This is a genomic window from Paracoccus sp. S4493 (assembly GCF_000967735.1).
Classification (GTDB): domain Bacteria; phylum Pseudomonadota; class Alphaproteobacteria; order Rhodobacterales; family Rhodobacteraceae; genus Paracoccus; species Paracoccus marcusii.
On record NZ_JXYF01000028.1, the window covers coordinates 41993 to 59612 of the forward strand.

Sequence of the window (17620 nt, forward strand, 5' to 3'; positions counted from 1 at the left end):
GGGGATGGCGTGGCGGGCTGGTCGTTGGACACGGATATGCCTCCTTGGATCGGACAGGAACAGAACAGGCACCGCCCGCGAATGTTCCGGCAGAAGGCGAAACAAGGGTCGATTTGCCCGCACCAAAGGCAGGAAGGCCGGGCCCTAGTAGGTGCCCGGCGGATCGCTGGCCGGAAAGGATTCGTCCCCGCGTTCATCGACATCGGACCAGTCCGGGGGCGGATCGCGCATCTGGTCGGGCCCTGCAGGACGGATCGCGTCGCCCGCGTTAGGGCCGGATCGGCGCGTGGCGGACCGGACCAGCAGCGCGACCCCCGCAAGGGCCGCGACAAGGGCAAGCGTTCTGGTCATGGCATCCCCCTCAGATGATCGGCTGGCCACCGGTGACCGCGATGGTCGCCCCGGAGATGTAGCTAGAGGCCGCCTCCGCCAGCATAACATAGGCCGATGCCAGTTCCGCAGGCTGCGCCGGCCGCCCGATGGGATAGTTCTGGCCGAAGGTGGCGACCTTGTCGCCCGGAAAGCTGGCCGGGATCAGTGGCGTCCAGACCGGCCCCGGCGCCACGACATTCGCGCGGATGCCGCGATCGGCCAGCATCTGCGCAAGGCCCGCGGTGAAGTTCTGGATCGCGCCCTTGGTCGTGGCATAGGCCAGCAGGTCCGGGCTGGGCTTGTCGGCATTCACCGATGCGGTGTTGATGATCGCCGCCCCCCGGCCCATATGCGCGACCGCGGCCTTGGTCAGATGGAACATCGCGTCGATGTTGGTGGCGAAGGTATAGCGCCACTCCTCGTCGCTGATGTCCTCGATTTTGGCAAAGCTGCGCTGATGGGCGGCGTTGTTGACCAGGATGTCGATGCGCCCGAACCGATCGGCGGTCTGCGCGATCACGTCGCGACAGTTTTCGGCCTTGGACAGGTCGCTCATGATGACCAGACACTCGCGGCCGGCCTGGCGGACCAAGGCGGCGGTATCCTCCATGTCCCCCTTCTCGTCCAGGCAGACCAGCGCCACGTCGGCCCCCTCGCGGGCATAGGCGATGGCCACGGCGCGCCCGATGCCGCTGTCGGCGCCGGTGATCAGCGCCACGCCCCCGTCAGACGGCCTTTGCCCTTCCAGCTGTCCTCGCCGTGATCGGGAACCGGGTCCATCCTGCGGAAGCTGCCGGGCAGGTCCTGTTCCTGTTCGGGAAAGGGCGGATAGGGATAATCGGTCATGCGCGGTCTCCTGTGGCATTCGGGCCCGTCACGGGACGGACCGGTGCCTGCAACCGGCGACAGGGCGCGATGTTCCCGCCCTAGTGGAAATGGCGGGGCAGGTTCCGCGCGATCTCGTGGTCCATTAGAGCGATCATCAGGCCGCGCAGGGTGCCCGTGACGGCATCGCCGCCCTCGATGGCGCGGATCGCCTGCAGCATCACCCGCTCGACCAGACGTTCGGCCGCGGCGGCGTCCGAGGCGACCAGGCGGACATAGGACAGCATGTCCACCATGACCTCCTGCACCCCGTCCGCGTCACCGAACCGCAGGCGTTGCGCATGCAGCTGCAGCAGAAGGCTGCGCGTCGGGCTGGGCTTGGCGTGGATGACGGTTTGGCTGAACCGGTCCGGGACGTCCCGCACGGTATAGCCGGTCAGAAAGACGAACGGCACCTCCTGCAGGCTCAGCTGATCGGCAATGCAGAACGACGTCTGCGCGCCCAAGCGCACGTCCAGGATCGCCGCCTCGGCATCCGCGCTGGTCAGGCTGCACATCGCATCGCCGATGTCCGAAAAGGGACCGATCACGGTGTCGCCAAGATTGCTGATGTCGCGGGACAGCTGTTCGGCGATCAGGAATTCGTCTTCGACCACCAGAATGCGCATGGTCCCCCCGGATCGCCATCGTCAGGCATGACCCTATCCAATCACGCAAAGACTGCCCATTAAACATACCTTAACGGAAGGGCCTGTTTCGGCGAAAAATTGCCTATCGTGCAATATCAGGTTCTGCGCCATCCCAGGCAGCCCGCGGGCAGGCCCCCGCCCGCGACCAGCAGGGCGCCCTGTCCGTACAGGCGCCAGGCGCCGCCGGCGGGCATGTCGACCACCGCCAGGGACAGGGCCGCGTCCTGCCACATGATGGTTGCACCTTTTGCGGTCAGGCGGTCGCGGATCTGGGCGTCCGTCAGGTCCTTGCGGAACACGACCGAGGCAAGCCGGCCGTCGCCGGGCGGCTGTGCGGCCCAGATGCCCATCCCGACGGTCAGCGCAAGCAGCGCGGCCGTGAAGCCCCCGATGCGACCTTCGGGACCGCGCGGCCCCATCGCCACGTACAATCCCGCGGCCGCGGGCAGGATGCCGAACCCGATCAGCCAGCCCGCATCCCACAGCAGCGGGACCGGGCTGTCGTCCCGGATGTGGTGGATGCCCAGCACCCAATGCGACAGCACCGCATCGATGCCGTGCCATAGTCCGAACCCGACCGGCAGCATAGCCCACAGCCGGCGGCGCGGATCGGCGCCGATCACCGACCGGTGGCGCCACACCGCCACCAGCCCGACCAGCGCGACCGCGTACATTGCGGCGTGGAAATAGCCGTCCCATAGGATCTGCAGCCGCAGGTCGTCCATGCCCGGCACCAGGCTGAGAAGATGGTGCCATTGCAGGATCTGGTACAGCAGGACCCCGTCGAAAAAGCCGCCCAAGGCAAATCCCAGGATCACCGCGGGCAGCCACGCCCGCATCACCCGCCCTCCTGCCGAACGGGGGCCAGGGCGCGCCCCTCGGCGCTGCGCAGGATGCTGTGGATGCGGCTGGCGGCGATCTGGGCCTGGCCCATCGCGGTGCCGATCTGGTTCAGCCCGGTCGTCAGATCGCCTGCGGCGAACAGGTCTGGCACCGTCGTCTGCTGATGATCGTCCGTGGGGATCCGGCCATCCGGCGCGGGGATCAGGCCAAGCCGAGTCGCCAGTCCCGCCTGCGCCACGGCCCCCAGGCCCGACCAGACCGCCTCGACCCGCAGCGGGGGCGCATTTGGGCGGATCAGCGCGACCCCCGGCCCGGACAGGTCCCAGGTCACGTCCGGCGACGTGTCGACCGCGACGCCCGCATTCGTCACGCTACCGTGATCGTCAGGCGACAGTCGCAGCGGCGCACCAAGCGTCAGCAGGGTGACCTGCCGCGTGTAATGGGACAGGAACAGCGCCTCGGACGCGGCATGGGCATCGGCGCCGATGACGGCCACCGGCCTGTCCGTCGCCTCATAGGCGTCGCAGACGGGACACAGGCGCAGCTGGCCGGCCAGGATCGCGGCGCGGGCATCGGCGATCGGCGGCAGCCGGTCGACGGCCCCGGTGGCCAGGATGACATGCCGCGCGATGTACAGGCTACCCGCCAGAACCTCGAACCCGCCATGCGGCAGGGGGTCCAGGCGCACCACGCGTCCCCGGATGATGGGAACGCCCAGATCGGTCACCTGCTGGCGCATCCGCCCCAACAGGCGACCGCCCCGGATGCCCGTTGGATAGCCCGGATGGTTCCAGGTCCGCGGGATCAGCGCGGCGCGGCTGGCACCTGCATCGATGACGACCACGCGACGCCGGAACCGGGCCAGATGGATCGCCGCCGTCAGCCCGGCCGGACCCCCGCCGATGATGACGCAGTCCAGCATCACGCTGTCACCTGCGCCGGCGTGACCGGAAATGGACTGTCTCATGATCGCGTCGGCATCCGGCCGGGGATGGGCGTCGCGCAACGACCGATCCGCCGTTCCGTGCGGACGGCTGTCGCCCGGTGCGACCTGTCGCAAGGCGCCGAAAGACTGCGGCGCCCGATCCCAGGTACGGTGGCGACGGATAGGTTGTCGGTCATGGGCATGTCCTGGCACGAGGGCGTGCCGGCGACCCCAAGGCCGCCGGCACGGATGCTACATCTGCTCGGTCTGCGCGCCGCTGCCGGTGCGGGCCGGGCCCAGGTCGGGCTGCTGACCCATCGCGGTCGTAGGCTGGGACGTGAACTGGCCCTTGCCGTCGACGGACGGACCCTGCGACCAGCGGCCGTCGACCGGCGCGCTGCCATCCGCCTGGAACCCCAGGAAGGCATAGCTGAATTCGGACTGCTCCTCGGCCTGGGGAAAGCTGTTGGGGATCGGGAAGGCGCCCTGCGCGCCGCCCAACTCCTCAAGTGCGGCCATCCACTGGTTCTGGTGCATCGTGTCCCGCGCGATCAGATAGGACAGCATGTCCTTCATCCCCGGGTCGTCGGTCATGTTGTACAGCCGCACGGCCAACGTGCGCCCGGTGGATTCGGCGGCGATGTTGGCGGTCATGTCGGCGGCGATGTTGCCGCTGGCATAGATATGGGACATGTCGAAGGGCACGCCGTCGCTGTCCACGGGCATCGCCGACAGACCCGCCGACAGCAGGTTCTTGAGGTTCATGCCGCCCATCACGGCCTCGACCGCCTTGTCGCGGGCGCCCTCCTCCTGCATCGCCAGGGGCGCGCCTTCCAGGTTCAGGGCGACCGCGGTGGCCAGCATCTCGATATGGCCCAGCTCCTCGGCGGCGGTGTTCATCAGCAGGTCGCGGAACCGGGCGTCGCCGCGCGCGCCGCAGGCCTGGAAGAAATACTGCATCGCCACGCGGATCTCTCCCTCGACGCCGCCGATGGCCTGCTGCAGGGCACGGGCGAACAGCGGGTTCGGGGCATCGACGCGGACGGGATATTGCAGCTTGTTGTCGGTATAGAACATGGATCTCTCCGGTTTGGGGGACCGGCGCCGCGCGATGCGGGCCGGTGGGGTCGGGTCAGCCTTGGACCGCGGCGTTGATGACGGTCTCGGCCAGACCGGTCAGGATCTCGTCGGTGGCCGTCTCCTCCTGCAGGGTCTGGTCCAGCAGGCGCTCGGCATCCGCCAGGCCCAGCTGCGCGGCCCAGGTCTTCAGCGTGCCATAGCGGGCGATCTCGTAATGCTCGACGGCCTGGGCCGCGGCCAGCAGGCCCGCATCCAGCGCGGGGCTGCCCTTGAACTCCTCCATGATCTCCTGTGCCTCGGCGATGATCCCCTCGATCGCGTCGCAGGTCTTGCCGGTCGGGCGCTTGCCCAGGGCATCGAACACCTCGGACAGGCGCTCGTACTGGGCCTGCGTCTCCTGTTCGTGGGTCTGGAAGGCGGCCTTCAACTCGGGGTCCTGCGCCGCACGTGCCATCTTGCGCAGCGCGGTGCCGATCTTGCGTTCGGCGTAATAGATGTCCTTCAGCGTTTCATGAAACAGCGTGTCCAGTGTCTGTTCGGCCATGGGTGCTCTCCTTGACGTTTTGGGGCTGCTGAACCGGCGGTTGCGGCGAATGTTCCAGCGCGCCGACCGAAAAACTCACAGCGCGATCAGCAGGACGACGGCGATCCCCACGATCACCGCCAGCGGGATGGCGATGGTGCCCAGCAGCATCATCGCCCCCGACCTGGCGGGGACGCGGTAATAGGCCATGTCGGCGGGCTGGCCGCTTTCGGCGGCGGATTCGTCGATCCTGGCGGACGGGGGCGCGGTGCCGTCGGTCTGGGCGCCAGGTCGATCGGCGGGTCGATCGGCGGGCTGATCGGCGGGCGACGGGCGTTCGGGATCCTGGGTCATGGGCCTCTCCTGTTGGGGCGGGACGTGCAACCGGGGCGGGGCCGCGATGTTCCCGCCCATCGTCGCGGCGGGCGGATCGGGTGCCGTCGAACGATGCCCTGGAACAAACCGGCGATCCGCCGGTTGCACGCCCCCAAATCCGGAACGTCCCACAGAAAGGACCCTCCCATGGCCACCACCGTCGGCACCGAAGACACGATCACAGACCTGGTCACGAACCTGATCCTGTTGGAGCGCGATGCCATCGCCGCTTACGAATCCACGATCTCGCGGCTGTCGGACCCGGCTTTGTCGCAGCAGGTCGAGACGTTCCGCCAGGATCACCTGCAACACCTGGAGGTGCTGAACCAGATCGCCGCCGAGACGGGCGCCGATGCGCCGGCGGAAGGCGACATGAAGCAGATGCTGACCACGGGCAAGATCGCCCTGGCCGGGCTGATGGGCGACGGCACGATCCTCAAGGCGATGCGCACCAACGAGGAAGACACCGTCACCGCCTATGAACGCGCGTCGAGCCACCCCTCGGCGCTTCCCAAGACGCTGGCCTTCTTCCAGAAGGCCTTGGCGGACGAACGTCGGCACCGCGACTGGATGCAGCGGACCGCCGACATGCTGTGAAGGACGCCCAACTCCCCCGGGTCGTCCTTCGGGACCGGCGCTGTGCCCGAGCGCCGGTCCTTTTTTCGTCTCACGCAGGCGTGCGGGAACATCTGCGGGTTGCCCCGGTTGGGACCGTCCAAGCGCATGACCACGGCGCATCATCATTTCCGGAGGAGACATTATGACCTGGACACTGACACAGACCAGCCGCGCGGCCCTTGTCGCGGCGACCCTTGCCCTGGCACTGCCGGGCGCGGCCCTGGCCCAGACCACCGCACCCGACAGCGCAGGCGGCGGCGCGGCGGCGGACGGTGCCGTCCTGGGCGGCGGCGGGGCCCCGATGACCGGCACGGAGGATGCCGGGGCCGAAGGCTCCAGCACCGCCGACATGAGCACCACGACCGGCAGCGGTCAGAATACGGGATCGGCCGCGCAGTCGGGCGGTTCGGCCGACATGTCGCTGACCTATGAACGCGTCGTGGCCGACCTGCAGTCGGGCCGCGACTACGGCGACCAGCTGGAGGGGATGGATGCGGACACGACCGTCACCGTCATGGGCCTCAGCGAGCTGGAACAGGTGGGCGGCGGCGCGGTCTCGACCGCCGAGGAGGGAACGCCCCCGATGACCGGCGGCCAGACCACGATCGACACGAACGGCTCGGCGGCGATGCAGTCGGACAGCACCTCCGGCGCCTCGGCCGGCGGCGCGGCGGATGCCCCCGCAGGCATCGCGGACGGGATGGCGACCGGAGGCGGAACCCAGGCCAGTGCCGTGACCGAAAGCACGCCGGGCGATGTCGACGCAGCGCTGGAGCAGGCCCAGGACAACCTGACCACCCTGCGGGAAACCCTGTTGGAAAACCAGGCCGTCACGGACGCGCTGGAGGATGCCGATCATACCACCGACGACGTGATCGCCCTGCATCGCGATGGTCAGGAACTGACGGTGATCGTGGACGACCGCGACGAATGACGATCTGTGCGGGGCCCGATCATCGGGCCCCCTTCACCCGGCGCAGGGACATCATGCGATGTCATCGAAACTGCGGACGCTGACCGGGCCTAACGCATGGGGACGCGTCAGAACTCCGGTTCCAACGCCCGTTTCAGCATCGTCCGCGCCCGGTTCACGCGGCTCTTGATGGTGCCGATGTCGCATTTCAGGATCTCGGCCGCGCGGATATAGCTTTCGCCCAAGACCGACACCAGAACGATGGCCTCGCGATAATGGAGGGGGATCCGGCCCAGCTGGTCCCACACCTCCTGATGGCGCAGGTGCCATTCCTGCGTGGCTTGCGATATCGGCTTGTCGGACACGCAATCCTCGGACCCGGTGCGTTCGCGGGCCGACTTGCGGACGTTGGTATAGAAACGGTTGCGCATGATTGTGAAAAGCCAGGCCCGCATATGGGTGCCCGGCTGGTACTTGTCGGCATGTTCGATGGCCCGCAACAGGGTCTCCTGGACCAGATCGTCGGGATCCTCCTGTCGCCCGCACAACGAGCGCGCATAGGCACGCAGGGCAGGAATGTGGTGAAGTACATTGTCGGACATGGTCGGCTACACCTGTTCCCAAAGCAGAACGCTGAACAAATGCGTACATACCGATCTGGTTCCGAAAACGTGATCGGCCGGCCGTTTCCCGCCTGTTTCGGCGATGCGCGCGTCTTCGGGAACATCCCAACGGTTTGCAGGTTCAGCGGACGGACATCACGGGGGGTGCCTGCGCCGTTTTCGCAACGATGCGTGACCGTCGGGGACGAATTCGCGGTGCCACGGCAAATGTGAACTGTCACCGACCCCGCGCCGTGGTATCTGCTGAAGGCAATGGAAGACGTGTTTGGCAGGCCGCCAGGCGCTTTTGAGGTCACGATGAGCAAGACGGATCCCCGCCCGCCCCAGGACGAAATGGACGACAGCATGAAGGAACTGCTGATCGAGATGGAAAAGGTGGCCGTGCCGCCCCGGCTGCAGGAACTGGCACGCCGTCTTGAGGCCGCCATCGCGGCGTCCAAGGCGCGCCGGGACGGCTAGCCCCCGATCACGCCGCGCCGGGCTGACCGGATGCGGCATTGCGGCCGGAACACGCGGGTCCGGCGCGTCGCGTCGGCCAGGGCCATCACCGCGTCGATGCAGGCATCGCCGATGATCGGCTTGACGAAATGCGGCACCGCGTCAAAGCGTTCGGGCATGTCCTCCCTTTCGAAACCGGTCACGAAGATGAAGGGCACCCCCTGTTCCGCCAGCGCGTCGACCAGGGGAAAGGCCAGCTGGGTGCGCAGCTGGACGTCCAGGATCGCGGCATGCGGACGCCGCCGGGCGGACATCAGCGCGACGGCCAGGGGGATCGACCCGGTCGGACCCAGAACGGTCGCCCCGCGGTCGCGGACCTCCGTCGCCAGGTGCAGCGCGGCCCAATAGTCGTCCTCCACGATCAGTATCCTGCAGGTCATGGCCGTTCCTTACGTTCCGCACGGGCGGCGCAACCGGCAAGTCGGGACCATGTTCCTGACGGTGCGGAACAAACCGCCCCGATCGCGGTTCAGCCCGCCACGAAGGCCCGATCCGTCGATGGTGCATTGCCGGGGAGAAAGTTTTGCAACGATTGCCCCAAGCCGTCGTTGGGCCTGCAAGAGGACGATGATGGTACAATACGACCGGCTTGCCGCCCGCATCCTGATGATCTGCCCGCCCTATCCCAGCCATCGCCAGGCCTTCGCCGCGCTGGCCGAGGAGCTGCGCGCCCGCGGCCACCATGTCCGCTTTCTGGCCGGCGACACGGTCCGCTCCAGGCCCTGCCTGCCGCCCGACAACCGCCCCCATTCGGCGCGCCTGCACGGAGAGATCGCCGCGGGCGCCGCGCGCACGCAAATGCTGTGCCGGCTTGGTCCGGCGGCCATCGCCGCCTATCGGCCCGACCTGATCCTGGGCGACCAGACAGAGCCGGCGGCGGGCCTGCTGTCGCGCCACATGCACATCCCGATGGTGTCGATCGCATGCGCCCTGCCCTTCGACGACGAACCCGGCGTGCCGATCCCGTTCCTGGGCTGGCGCCCCGACCACAGCGAACGGGGGATCGAACGGCTGCGGACCGCGCGGCGGATCGCGCAATGGGTGATGCGGCGGCAGTCGCGGGTGATCCAGACCATCGCCCTGGACTGGGACCTTGGGCCGCTGCGCGATTTCACCGATTGCGTGTCGCCCCTGATGACGCTGGCGCAGGCCGTGCCGGGGTTCGACCACCCCCGTCCCGTGACCGGCGGGCGGGTGCGCCACATGGGCCTGTTCCGCGCGCCCGTCGCCGAGCCGCTGCCCTGCGACATCCGCCCCGACCCGGATCGGCCGCTGGTCTATGTCAGCCTGGGCACGCTGCAGGGGCACCGGCACCGCCTGCTGGCGCGGATCGCGCGGGCCTGTCGCCGGGCCGGGGCGCAGGTGCTTGTTTCGCTTGGCGGCCAGTCGGCCGAGGGCGCGCGCGACATCCCCGCGGATTGGGTCCGCAGCTTTGTCCCGCAGCGCGCGATCCTGGAACGCGCGCAGGTCTGCGTGACCCATGCGGGCATGAACACGGTCATGGAGTGCCTGGAACAGGGCGTGCCGATGCTGGCCCTGCCCTTGACCAACGATCAGCCGGGCGTCGCCGCCCGCATCGCCCGGACCGGGACCGGCCTGCGCCTGTCGCCCCGGTGGGCGTCCGAGGCACGCATCCACGACGCGCTGTGCCGCCTGCTGGACGACCCGTCGTTTCGAGCAAATGCCCGCGGTTTTGCGCAGGACGCGCCGCATTGGCCGCGCGCCGCGGGGGCCGCAGACGCGATCGAAGGCGTGCTGGGCCGGCGCCCGACCCTGGTCACAGCGCCTGTTGCAGCGCGCGAATGGCAGCGATGAGGAAACCGTCCTGAATCCACAGGGACAGCGCGATCTCTGTCCCGACCGCCACGGCCAGCACAACCCGCGCCGATGCGACCCGCGCGAACAGTGCCCCGGCAACCGCGCAGGCCGTGTCGGCGAATGCGTTCAGACGACTGTCGCCGTGATAGGCCAATGGGTCCGCCGCGTCATAGCCGAACAGACGGATGCTGACGGGCAGGTTCTCGATCACCTCCCAGGTCGTGCTGCTGGCGACGACGACGGCCAGCAGCGCCCAGAGGCCCAGGTCGGGCCGCAGCCGCGTGACCATCAGGACCAGCAGCGCGCCCGTCACCGCATGCAGCAGGGAATACGGGTCCAGCAGGGTCTGGGAATTCAGCGCCGGATCGCCGGGCATCGCCCAGATCCGGCCGCAGTCGCAGCCCCAGGGACGTTCCAGCGCCGCAAAGACCGCCAGCTTGACGGCGGTCGCGATGACGATCACCGCGACCGCCCGTGCGGCCTGTCGCGACCCCTGATCGTCGGGGGTCGCGGCCGCGTAGGGATGCGCCGTCACGTCAGGATTTGGACGGGGTTTCGTCGGCGGACGGCTTGTCCATCTTGGCCGGGTTCATCACGTCGAACTCCTTAGGGTCGTGGGGTACGCCCTGGCCCTGGCCCTGGCCGTTCTGGCGGGGCACGACGGGGTCGGATTTCTTCTTGTCGTCCATGGCGCGGTCCTTTCGTCGGTCATGTCCGCATCAACATCCCGCCGCGGGCGATGTTCCGTCCGGATCGCAGGCTTTGCGCCATGACCCCTATCGCGATGCGGGGCATCCGGTGCACCATGGCCCGACTGACAGGAGGAACCCCATGTCCAAACGCGCCATTCTGGTCGTCGATCTGCAGAACGAATACTGGCCCGACGGCAACCTTCCCCTTCACGGGATCGAGGCCGCCGCCCACAACGCCGCCCGCGTGATCGCCCATGCCCGTTCCAGGGGCGATCTGGTGGTGAACATCCGCCACGAGATTCCCGGCGGCCCGATCTTCGTCCCCGGCAGCGCGGGTGCCCGGATCAACGACGTCGTGGCCCCCGCCCAGGACGAGGCGGTCATCACCAAGAACCACCCCAACTCGTTCCGCGAGACCGGGCTCAAGGATCTGCTGGACGAACATGGCGTCCGCGACGTGGTCGTCGTCGGCGCCATGAGCCACATGTGCATCGACGCGACCACACGCGCCGCCAACGACCACGGCTTTGCCACCACCACGATCCACGATGCCTGCGCGACCCGCGACATCGAGTTCGGTGGACAGACCGCCCCCGCGGCGCATGTCCACACCGCGATCATGGGCGCGCTGGCGTTTCTTTATGGCGATGTCATCAGCACCCAGGATTTCCTGAAGACCTGACATCCCCGGCCCGATGCGCGGACCGCGCGTTGGGCCGCTGCTAAGGGATGAACACCGCACAGGCTGCAGGGGCCCGCCGCGGGCATATCCCGGAATGCCCTTTCATCTGCCCAAATAATGGACATAGTGACCGCGAAACGTGCAGTTGACCGGGACCGTGACCATGCGACCACTGATGATCAGCGCGCTGCGCGCCTTGGGCCCGTCGGTCGCCTCGACCCCCCTGCCCGAGGCGGTGCGGGCGGGCATCGGGGCCGTCGCGGGCCTGATCATCGCCGGGCTGTTCGTGCTGTCTCCCGCAGTCGACAGCCAGCTGGGCCTGTACCTGATCGCGCCCTTCGGGGCCAGTTCGGTCCTGCTGTTCGCGGTTCCGAACAGTCCCCTGGCGCAGCCCTGGGCCGCGATCGTGGGCAATACGGTGGCGGCGCTGATCGGTGTCGCGGTGTGCCTGCATGTCGCCGATCCCGCGCTGCGGATCGCGGTGGCGGTGGGCCTGGCCATCACCGCGACGATCCTGTGCCGCGCGTTGCACCCCCCTGCCGGGGCCGTCGCCATGACCGCCGCGATGAGCCCCGACGCCATCGCGGACCTGGGCTATCGCTTTGCGGTGACGCCGGTGGCGGCGGGGACGGTGCTGCTGGTCGTCGTCGCGGCGGTCTATGCGCGGCTGACCGGGCGCCGCTATCCGATGCGCCAGGTGGACGACCGCAACGCCCACCGCACCGCCGACCCGGACCCCGCCGCGCGCATCGGCCTGTCCGAGGATCAGCTGACCGATCTTCTGGAACGCTATCGGCAGAACTTCAACCTGGGCGCGGGCGATCTGGCCCGCCTGGTGGGGGCGGCCGAACTGCAGGCGGCGGCGCAGCGGGTCGGGCCGGTCACGGCGGGCACGATCATGTCGCGCGATCTGGTGACCGTCGGCCCCGACGCCCCGGCCGAACGGGTGGCGGCGCTGTTCCGGCGCCACCGCTTCACCTCGATCCCCGTTGCCGGGCCCGACGGACGCTATCTGGGCATGATCTTCCAGATCCACATGATCGCAACCGATGTGCGGCCCGCGGGCCCGGCGGCCGCGCTGATGCGGGCCGACATGCCCACCGCGCGGGCCGACACGCCGCTTGGCGATCTGCTGACCCTGATGGCCGAGGGCGACGTGGACGCCGTCCCGGTCCTGTCGGGGCCGTCGCTGGTGGGGGTGGTGACGCGCACCGACCTGATCAGCGCCTTTGCCCGACACGATCCGCGCGGGCCGGAGGGCTGACGGCGGGTTTTCGGGCCAATCGCTTGACGCGGCCGCCCGGACCTGCGGTAGGTTCGGCACAAACCGGAACGGGAACGACGAACATGACCGAAAGCAAGCTGGGCTGGGCCATGCCGCTGATGCGGGCAGGCTATATCGGCAAGGGGCTGGTCTATCTGGCCGTCGCGGGGATCTCTCTCTATTCGATCTGGCGGGGGGGCAGCGCGCAGGACACGTCCTCGGCCCTGGGCTGGCTGGACACGACCTGGGGCGGCGGCGTGCTGCTGTTCGTCATCTTCATCGGCATGCTGGCCTATGCGCTGTGGCGGGTGCTGGACGCGGCCTTCGACCTCGAAGACTACGGCAGCGACGCAAAGGGCATCGTCGCCCGCATCGGCATGCTGGTGACCGGCGCGATCCACCTGGGGATCGGCGCGACCGTCTTTCCGCTGCTGTTCGGCGGCGGGTCGGGGGGCGGCTCGGGCGAGGGGTCCAGCATCCCCGGCCATGTCCGCACCGTCATGGAATGGCCCGGCGGCCGCTGGCTGATCGGGGCCGCGGCGGTGCTGATCATCGGGGCGGGCGGGCATTACATGCGCCAGGGCTGGACCAACGAATACCGCCAGCACCTGCGCGCCAACCCGGTCACCACGCGCTGGAACCCCGTGCTCAAGGCGGGTCTGATCGCGCATGGCGTGGTGGTCGGCGTGGTGGGCCTGCTGTTCGGCTTCGCGGCCTGGCAGGCCAACCCCCAGCAGGCCGGCGGCACCGGAGAGGCGTTCTCCTGGCTGTCGGGGCAGGTCTATGGCCAGATCCTGGTGACGGGCGTCTGCCTGGGGCTGCTGGGATTCGCACTGTTCTGCTTCGTGAACGCGGCCTATCGGATCGTGCCCAAGGTCTCGGGGCCGGACGTCCAGACGCTGGCCGCCAAGCTGATGCCGCGCTGACGGCCAGCGGGCGGCGTCACGCCCCCCGCGTCGCCCAATCGGCCAGCCGCCCCAGGAAGGCGTCGCAGGCGTCCAGCTGGGACCGCTCGATGTATTCGTCGGGCTTGTGGGCCTGGGCGATCGCGCCAGGCCCGCAGATCACCGTGGGCACCCCCAGCATCTCCGCAAAGCGGCCGCCCTCGGTACCGAAGGCGACCTTGGAATGGCCGTTGCTGCCGGTCAGGCGCTTGACCAGGGTGACGGCCTCGGCGTCGGGCGGGGTCTCCAGGCCGGGGAACTGGGCAAAGACCTCGATCTCGATCCCGGCCTCGGGGGCGATGCGCCGCATCATCGGTTCCAACTCGTCGCGGGCGTAATCATGCAGCTCCTGGACCAGGGCGTCGGCATCCTCCTGCGGCAGCACCCGGAACTCGCAGTCCAGCGTGCACAGGTCGGGCACGATGTTCAGTGCCGTGCCGCCGCGGATGGTGCCGGTATGGGCGGTGCTGTGGGTGATGTCATAGTCGGCGTCGCGCCCGCCTTCGGTCGCCAGCCGGGCCGCGATGTCCTGCATCCGCACCACCAGCCGGGCGGCGTAATCGACCGCATTCACCCCCTGCGGCGCCAGCGAGGAGTGACACCCCCTGCCCCGCACCGTCACCCGCATCGAGCGTTTGGCCTTGTGCCCGATCACCACCTGCATTGAGCTGGGCTCTCCGACGATGCACAGGGCGGGGCGGAGGCCCTCGTCGCGCAGCATCTCCAGCAGGCCGACCACGCCCACGCAGCCGACCTCCTCGTCATAGGAAAACGCCAGATGCACGGGCCGCGCCAGATCGCGCGCCACAAGGTCCGGTACGGCGGCCAGCACGCAGGCCAGGAACCCCTTCATGTCGCAGCTGCCCCGCCCGTACAGCCGCCCGTCGCGCGCGGTCAGCGCATAGGGGTCGCTGGCCCAGTCCTGGCCCTCGACCGGCACCGTGTCGGTATGGCCCGACAGGATCACCCCGGGGCGGTCCGCGGGCCCGATCGTCGCCCACAGGTTGGCCTTCTGCCCGGTCGCATCCATGACCAGCCGGCTGTCCACCCCATATTCCGCCAGATAGGCCCGGACATGGTCGATCAGCGCAAGGTTGGAGCGGTGGCTGGTCGTGTCGAAGGCGATCAGCTGCGCCAGGATCTGCTGGCTGGTGGGGGTCTGCATCGGGATTCCTTTATCGCAGGGCGGTGGGGGTCGGATAGGCGGCGCGGTCCAGGCTGTCGGTGACGTCCTGCATGAACGCCCGCGTCACCGCGGAGGGTGCCCGGCTGGCCGGCAGCAGGAAATGCGTGCTGTAGCGGATCGCGGGCAGGAAGGGGCGCATCGCCACCTGATCGGCCATCTGGTGGACCAGCGGGAACGGGTTCAACAGCGACACGCCCAGACCCTCGCGCACGAACTGGATGACGGATACGTTGGTCGACGCCTCCAGCTCGATCCGCAGGGCCAGGCCCGCGCGGTCGAACAGGCGGTCGATGGCGGCGCGGCTGGAATGGCGGCGCGACAGGGCGATGAACGGCTCGTCATGCAGGTCCTCGGGGCGGATCACCTCGAACGCGGCCAGGTGGTGGTCGCGCGGCAGGACACAGATTGCCTGCGTTTCCAGCAACAGCTCGGATGTGATGCCTTCATGGGCAACGGTGCTGTCACTCATCCCGACATCGAACCGACCCTCGGCGATGCCGGTCAGCAGGCTGTCGCTGGCCAGCACGTCGAAGGTGATCTGGCAGCCCGGATTGGCCCGGTTGAAGGCCGCAATCCGGCTTGGCAGGAACCGGTGCGCGATGGTCGGCGGGGCCACGATGGACAGCGTCCCCTCGTGTGCGCCCTGTGGCCGGTCGGCGCGATGGACCAGCCGGGCCAGCGTTTCCAGCACCGGCGCCAGCTGCTCGCTCAGCGACAGGGCCTCGATCGTGGGAACCAGGCGGCCGTTGGTGCGCAGGAACAGCTTGAAGCCAAGCCGCTCCTCCAGCTGCGCCAGCCTGCGGCTGACCGCCGACTGAGAGATGTCCAGCCGACGCGCCGCGCTGATCGCGGTGCCATTGGCCACCAGCGCCTGCAGAACCTCCAGTTCGCGCAGGGATATTCCCGACCGGCGATCCCGGTCGGCGGCAGTGTCATCCGGTTCCATCGCCACCCTATGAGAAAAACGCATCGATATTCGCGATTGACATCTGATTATCGCATCATACCCTGATCGCCAAGCGGGATTGCACCACCGGGGAACAACTTCGGGGTGACCGATCCGCGCATCACCAGCAGAGAGGATATCGCGATGAAAGCATTCGGCTTGCCCCTGGCCGCGGGCATCGTTCTGGCGGGCCTGGCCCCCGCCGCCGCCCAGACCCTGACCATCGGCCTCAAGTCCGAGGCCACCTCGATGGACCCGCTGTTCCACCAGCTGTCCACCAACATCCAGGTCTCCAAGAACATCTTCGAGGCACTGACCACCCAGGACGCGCTGCAGATGGTCACCCCCGGCCTTGCCGAAAGCTGGGAGGCGGTGGACGACACCACCTGGCGGTTCAAGCTTCGCCAGGGCGTGAAATTCCACGACGGCGGCGACTTCACCGCGCGCGACGTGATCTATTCCTTCTGCCGGGTGCCGCTGGTCCAGAACTCGCCCTCGGCCTACACCATCTTCACGGGCGGCATCGCCGACATGGCGGCCGAGGACGACCACACGCTGACCATCACCACCAAGGCCACCAATCCCCTGCTGCCGGTCGACCTGTGGAGCCTTGCGATCCTGTCCGCCGATGCGCTTGGCGCCGACGACCAGGTGACCTACGGCCCCGACGGCACCTGCGAGGGCATGGGCGACGTGCCCCAGGCCCCGGCCTTCAACGACCCCGCGGTCGCGGTGGGCACCGGCCCCTATGTGCTGGACCGCTATACCCGCGGGTCCGAGGTCGTGGTGACGCGCTTCGACGACTACTGGGGCGGCACCCCGCAATGGGAAAGCGTCACCATGCGCCCGATCACCAGCGACGGCCCCCGCGTGGCGGCCCTGCTGGCGGGCGACGTGGACATGATCGAATCGCCCCCCATCCAGGACATCCCGCGCATCGAACAGGGCGGTTTCACCATCGTCGACGCGCTGTCCAACCGCGTGATCTATCTGCACATGCTGCAGCAGCCCGACGCCCCCGGCATCGGCGGCACCGACGGGGAAAACCCGCTGATGGACGCGCGGGTGCGCAAGGCCATCTCGATGTCGATCAACCGCCAGGCCATCACCGAACGGATCATGGGCGGCTATGCCCAGGCCGCGGGCGAACTGCTGCCGCCGCCGATGTTCGGCACCTCGGACCGCCCGGTCGAGGCCTATGACCCCGACGCAGCCCGCGCCCTGCTGGCCGAGGCGGGCTATCCCGACGGGTTCTCGCTGACGCTCGGGACGCCGAACGACCGCTACATCAACGACGAACAGGTGGCGCAGGCCGTGGCACAGATGATGGCCCAGATCGGCATCCGCGTCAGCGTGGACGCCAGCACCGCCAGCCAGTTCTTCTCGCGCCGGAACGCGCTGGAATTCCCGATCTACCTGGCGGGCTGGGGCGCGTCCTCGGGCGACATGTCGTCCCCGCTAAAATCGCTGGTGGCCACCTATGACGAGGCGGCGGGCATGGGGCCGACCAATGCCGGCCGCTATTCCAACCCCGAGATGGACGCGCTGCTGACGACGGCGATGGCCACCATCGACGACGCCGCGCGCGACCAGATGCTGCAGGACGCCCAGACCCTGGTGCTGGACGATACCGGGATCATCCCGCTGCACTACGAACAGACGGTCTGGGCGATGAAGCCGGACCTGACCTACGAACCCCGCGTCGACCAGTACACCCTGGCCGCCGAGGTCAAGCCCGCCGCCGAATGATGCGCCCCTCTGGCACCTCGCGTCGCGGGGTGCCGGACCCCAGCCCCATCACAGG

At 68.6% G+C, this 17620-nt stretch carries 21 protein-coding genes and 1 pseudogene; 8 read left to right on the forward strand and 14 right to left on the reverse strand.

All coding sequences use genetic code 11. From position 1 onward, the window contains the following. Window positions 1-144: 144 nt before the first annotated feature. The 8 genes and pseudogenes from TW83_RS05795 to TW83_RS05830 form a co-directional block, all read right to left on the reverse strand. The gene (locus tag TW83_RS05795) at window positions 145-351 is read right to left on the reverse strand and encodes a hypothetical protein (protein ID WP_045981828.1); all 207 of its coding nucleotides are present in this window, start codon (window positions 349-351) and stop codon (window positions 145-147) included. Between the two features lie 10 nt (window positions 352-361). Further along, window positions 362-1218, reverse strand: a pseudogene (locus tag TW83_RS05800) (SDR family oxidoreductase). Window positions 1219-1298: 80 nt separating this feature from the next. Then, complete coding sequence (locus tag TW83_RS19240; RefSeq protein WP_052714652.1) at window positions 1299-1865, reverse strand: response regulator; 567 nt, start codon at window positions 1863-1865, stop codon at window positions 1299-1301. A 116-nt stretch (window positions 1866-1981) separates the two neighbouring features. Further along, entirely contained in the window at window positions 1982-2725 is a 744-nt protein-coding gene (locus TW83_RS05810; protein WP_045981829.1) for a DUF2243 domain-containing protein, read from the reverse strand. After that, window positions 2725-3696, reverse strand: a complete 972-nt coding sequence (locus TW83_RS05815; protein WP_157001364.1) for an NAD(P)/FAD-dependent oxidoreductase — start codon at window positions 3694-3696, stop codon at window positions 2725-2727. The genes TW83_RS05810 and TW83_RS05815 overlap by 1 nt, the downstream gene beginning before the upstream one ends. A 210-nt stretch (window positions 3697-3906) precedes the next feature. Continuing rightward, window positions 3907-4731: a manganese catalase family protein gene (locus tag TW83_RS05820; RefSeq protein WP_045981831.1), complete on the reverse strand. Its 825-nt coding sequence runs from the start codon at window positions 4729-4731 to the stop codon at window positions 3907-3909. A 55-nt stretch (window positions 4732-4786) separates the two neighbouring features. Further along, window positions 4787-5278, reverse strand: coding sequence for a DUF892 family protein (locus TW83_RS05825; RefSeq protein ID WP_045981832.1), 492 nt, complete (start codon window positions 5276-5278; stop codon window positions 4787-4789). Between the two features lie 75 nt (window positions 5279-5353). Beyond that, on the reverse strand, window positions 5354-5611 hold the full coding sequence (locus tag TW83_RS05830; RefSeq protein WP_045981833.1) for a hypothetical protein: 258 nt from the start codon (window positions 5609-5611) through the stop codon (window positions 5354-5356). 168 nt (window positions 5612-5779) lie between these two features. Here TW83_RS05830 and TW83_RS05835 point away from each other — a divergent pair, with 168 nt between their 5' ends. Next, window positions 5780-6229: a ferritin-like domain-containing protein gene (locus tag TW83_RS05835; RefSeq protein WP_045981834.1), complete on the forward strand. Its 450-nt coding sequence runs from the start codon at window positions 5780-5782 to the stop codon at window positions 6227-6229. A gap of 163 nt (window positions 6230-6392) precedes the next feature. Next, on the forward strand, window positions 6393-7184 hold the full coding sequence (locus TW83_RS05840; protein ID WP_045981835.1) for a hypothetical protein: 792 nt from the start codon (window positions 6393-6395) through the stop codon (window positions 7182-7184). Window positions 7185-7291: 107 nt separating this feature from the next. Here the strand turns inward: TW83_RS05840 and TW83_RS05845 are convergent, their stop codons facing one another. Further along, window positions 7292-7765 carry a sigma-70 family RNA polymerase sigma factor gene (locus tag TW83_RS05845; RefSeq protein WP_045981836.1) on the reverse strand — a complete coding sequence of 158 codons (474 nt, stop codon included), beginning with the start codon at window positions 7763-7765 and terminating at the stop codon, window positions 7292-7294. A gap of 318 nt (window positions 7766-8083) precedes the next feature. On the opposite strand from TW83_RS05845, the gene TW83_RS05850 reads away from it, so the two are divergent. Continuing rightward, window positions 8084-8245: a hypothetical protein gene (locus TW83_RS05850; RefSeq protein ID WP_157001366.1), complete on the forward strand. Its 162-nt coding sequence runs from the start codon at window positions 8084-8086 to the stop codon at window positions 8243-8245. On the opposite strand, the gene TW83_RS05855 is transcribed toward TW83_RS05850, so the two are convergent. Next, a complete protein-coding gene (locus TW83_RS05855; protein ID WP_052714656.1) occupies window positions 8242-8664 on the reverse strand; it encodes a response regulator in 423 nt (140 codons plus the stop codon). The two genes, TW83_RS05850 and TW83_RS05855, sit on opposite strands and share 4 nt — an antisense overlap. Before the next feature lie 190 nt (window positions 8665-8854). Here TW83_RS05855 and TW83_RS05860 point away from each other — a divergent pair, with 190 nt between their 5' ends. Further along, entirely contained in the window at window positions 8855-10099 is a 1245-nt protein-coding gene (locus TW83_RS05860) for a glycosyltransferase (RefSeq protein WP_162198028.1), read from the forward strand. On the opposite strand, the gene TW83_RS19245 is transcribed toward TW83_RS05860, so the two are convergent. Together TW83_RS19245 and TW83_RS20450 are read right to left on the reverse strand one after the other, a co-directional pair. Beyond that, a complete protein-coding gene (locus TW83_RS19245) occupies window positions 10062-10637 on the reverse strand; it encodes a DUF2585 family protein (protein WP_052714660.1) in 576 nt (191 codons plus the stop codon). The two genes, TW83_RS05860 and TW83_RS19245, sit on opposite strands and share 38 nt — an antisense overlap. 1 nt (window position 10638) lies before the next feature. Then, complete coding sequence (locus tag TW83_RS20450) at window positions 10639-10791, reverse strand: hypothetical protein (RefSeq protein WP_157001368.1); 153 nt, start codon at window positions 10789-10791, stop codon at window positions 10639-10641. 142 nt (window positions 10792-10933) lie between these two features. Between TW83_RS20450 and TW83_RS05870 the strand changes: the two genes are divergently transcribed. The 3 genes from TW83_RS05870 (at window position 10934) to TW83_RS05880 (ending at window position 13666) form a co-directional block, all read left to right on the forward strand. Next, window positions 10934-11476, forward strand: a complete 543-nt coding sequence (locus TW83_RS05870) for a cysteine hydrolase family protein (protein ID WP_045981838.1) — start codon at window positions 10934-10936, stop codon at window positions 11474-11476. Between the two features lie 163 nt (window positions 11477-11639). Then, a complete protein-coding gene (locus TW83_RS05875; protein ID WP_239441291.1) occupies window positions 11640-12740 on the forward strand; it encodes an HPP family protein in 1101 nt (366 codons plus the stop codon). 83 nt (window positions 12741-12823) lie between these two features. Further along, a complete protein-coding gene (locus TW83_RS05880; RefSeq protein ID WP_045981840.1) occupies window positions 12824-13666 on the forward strand; it encodes a DUF1206 domain-containing protein in 843 nt (280 codons plus the stop codon). A 16-nt stretch (window positions 13667-13682) separates the two neighbouring features. Here TW83_RS05880 and argE read toward each other — a convergent pair whose 3' ends face one another. After that, window positions 13683-14849: an acetylornithine deacetylase gene (gene argE / locus TW83_RS05885; RefSeq protein ID WP_045981841.1), complete on the reverse strand. Its 1167-nt coding sequence runs from the start codon at window positions 14847-14849 to the stop codon at window positions 13683-13685. A 10-nt stretch (window positions 14850-14859) separates the two neighbouring features. Continuing rightward, window positions 14860-15816: a LysR substrate-binding domain-containing protein gene (locus TW83_RS05890; protein ID WP_045981842.1), complete on the reverse strand. Its 957-nt coding sequence runs from the start codon at window positions 15814-15816 to the stop codon at window positions 14860-14862. 144 nt (window positions 15817-15960) lie between these two features. On the opposite strand from TW83_RS05890, the gene TW83_RS05895 reads away from it, so the two are divergent. Further along, the gene (locus tag TW83_RS05895; protein ID WP_045981843.1) at window positions 15961-17565 is read left to right on the forward strand and encodes an ABC transporter substrate-binding protein; all 1605 of its coding nucleotides are present in this window, start codon (window positions 15961-15963) and stop codon (window positions 17563-17565) included. Window positions 17566-17620 lie beyond the last annotated feature (55 nt).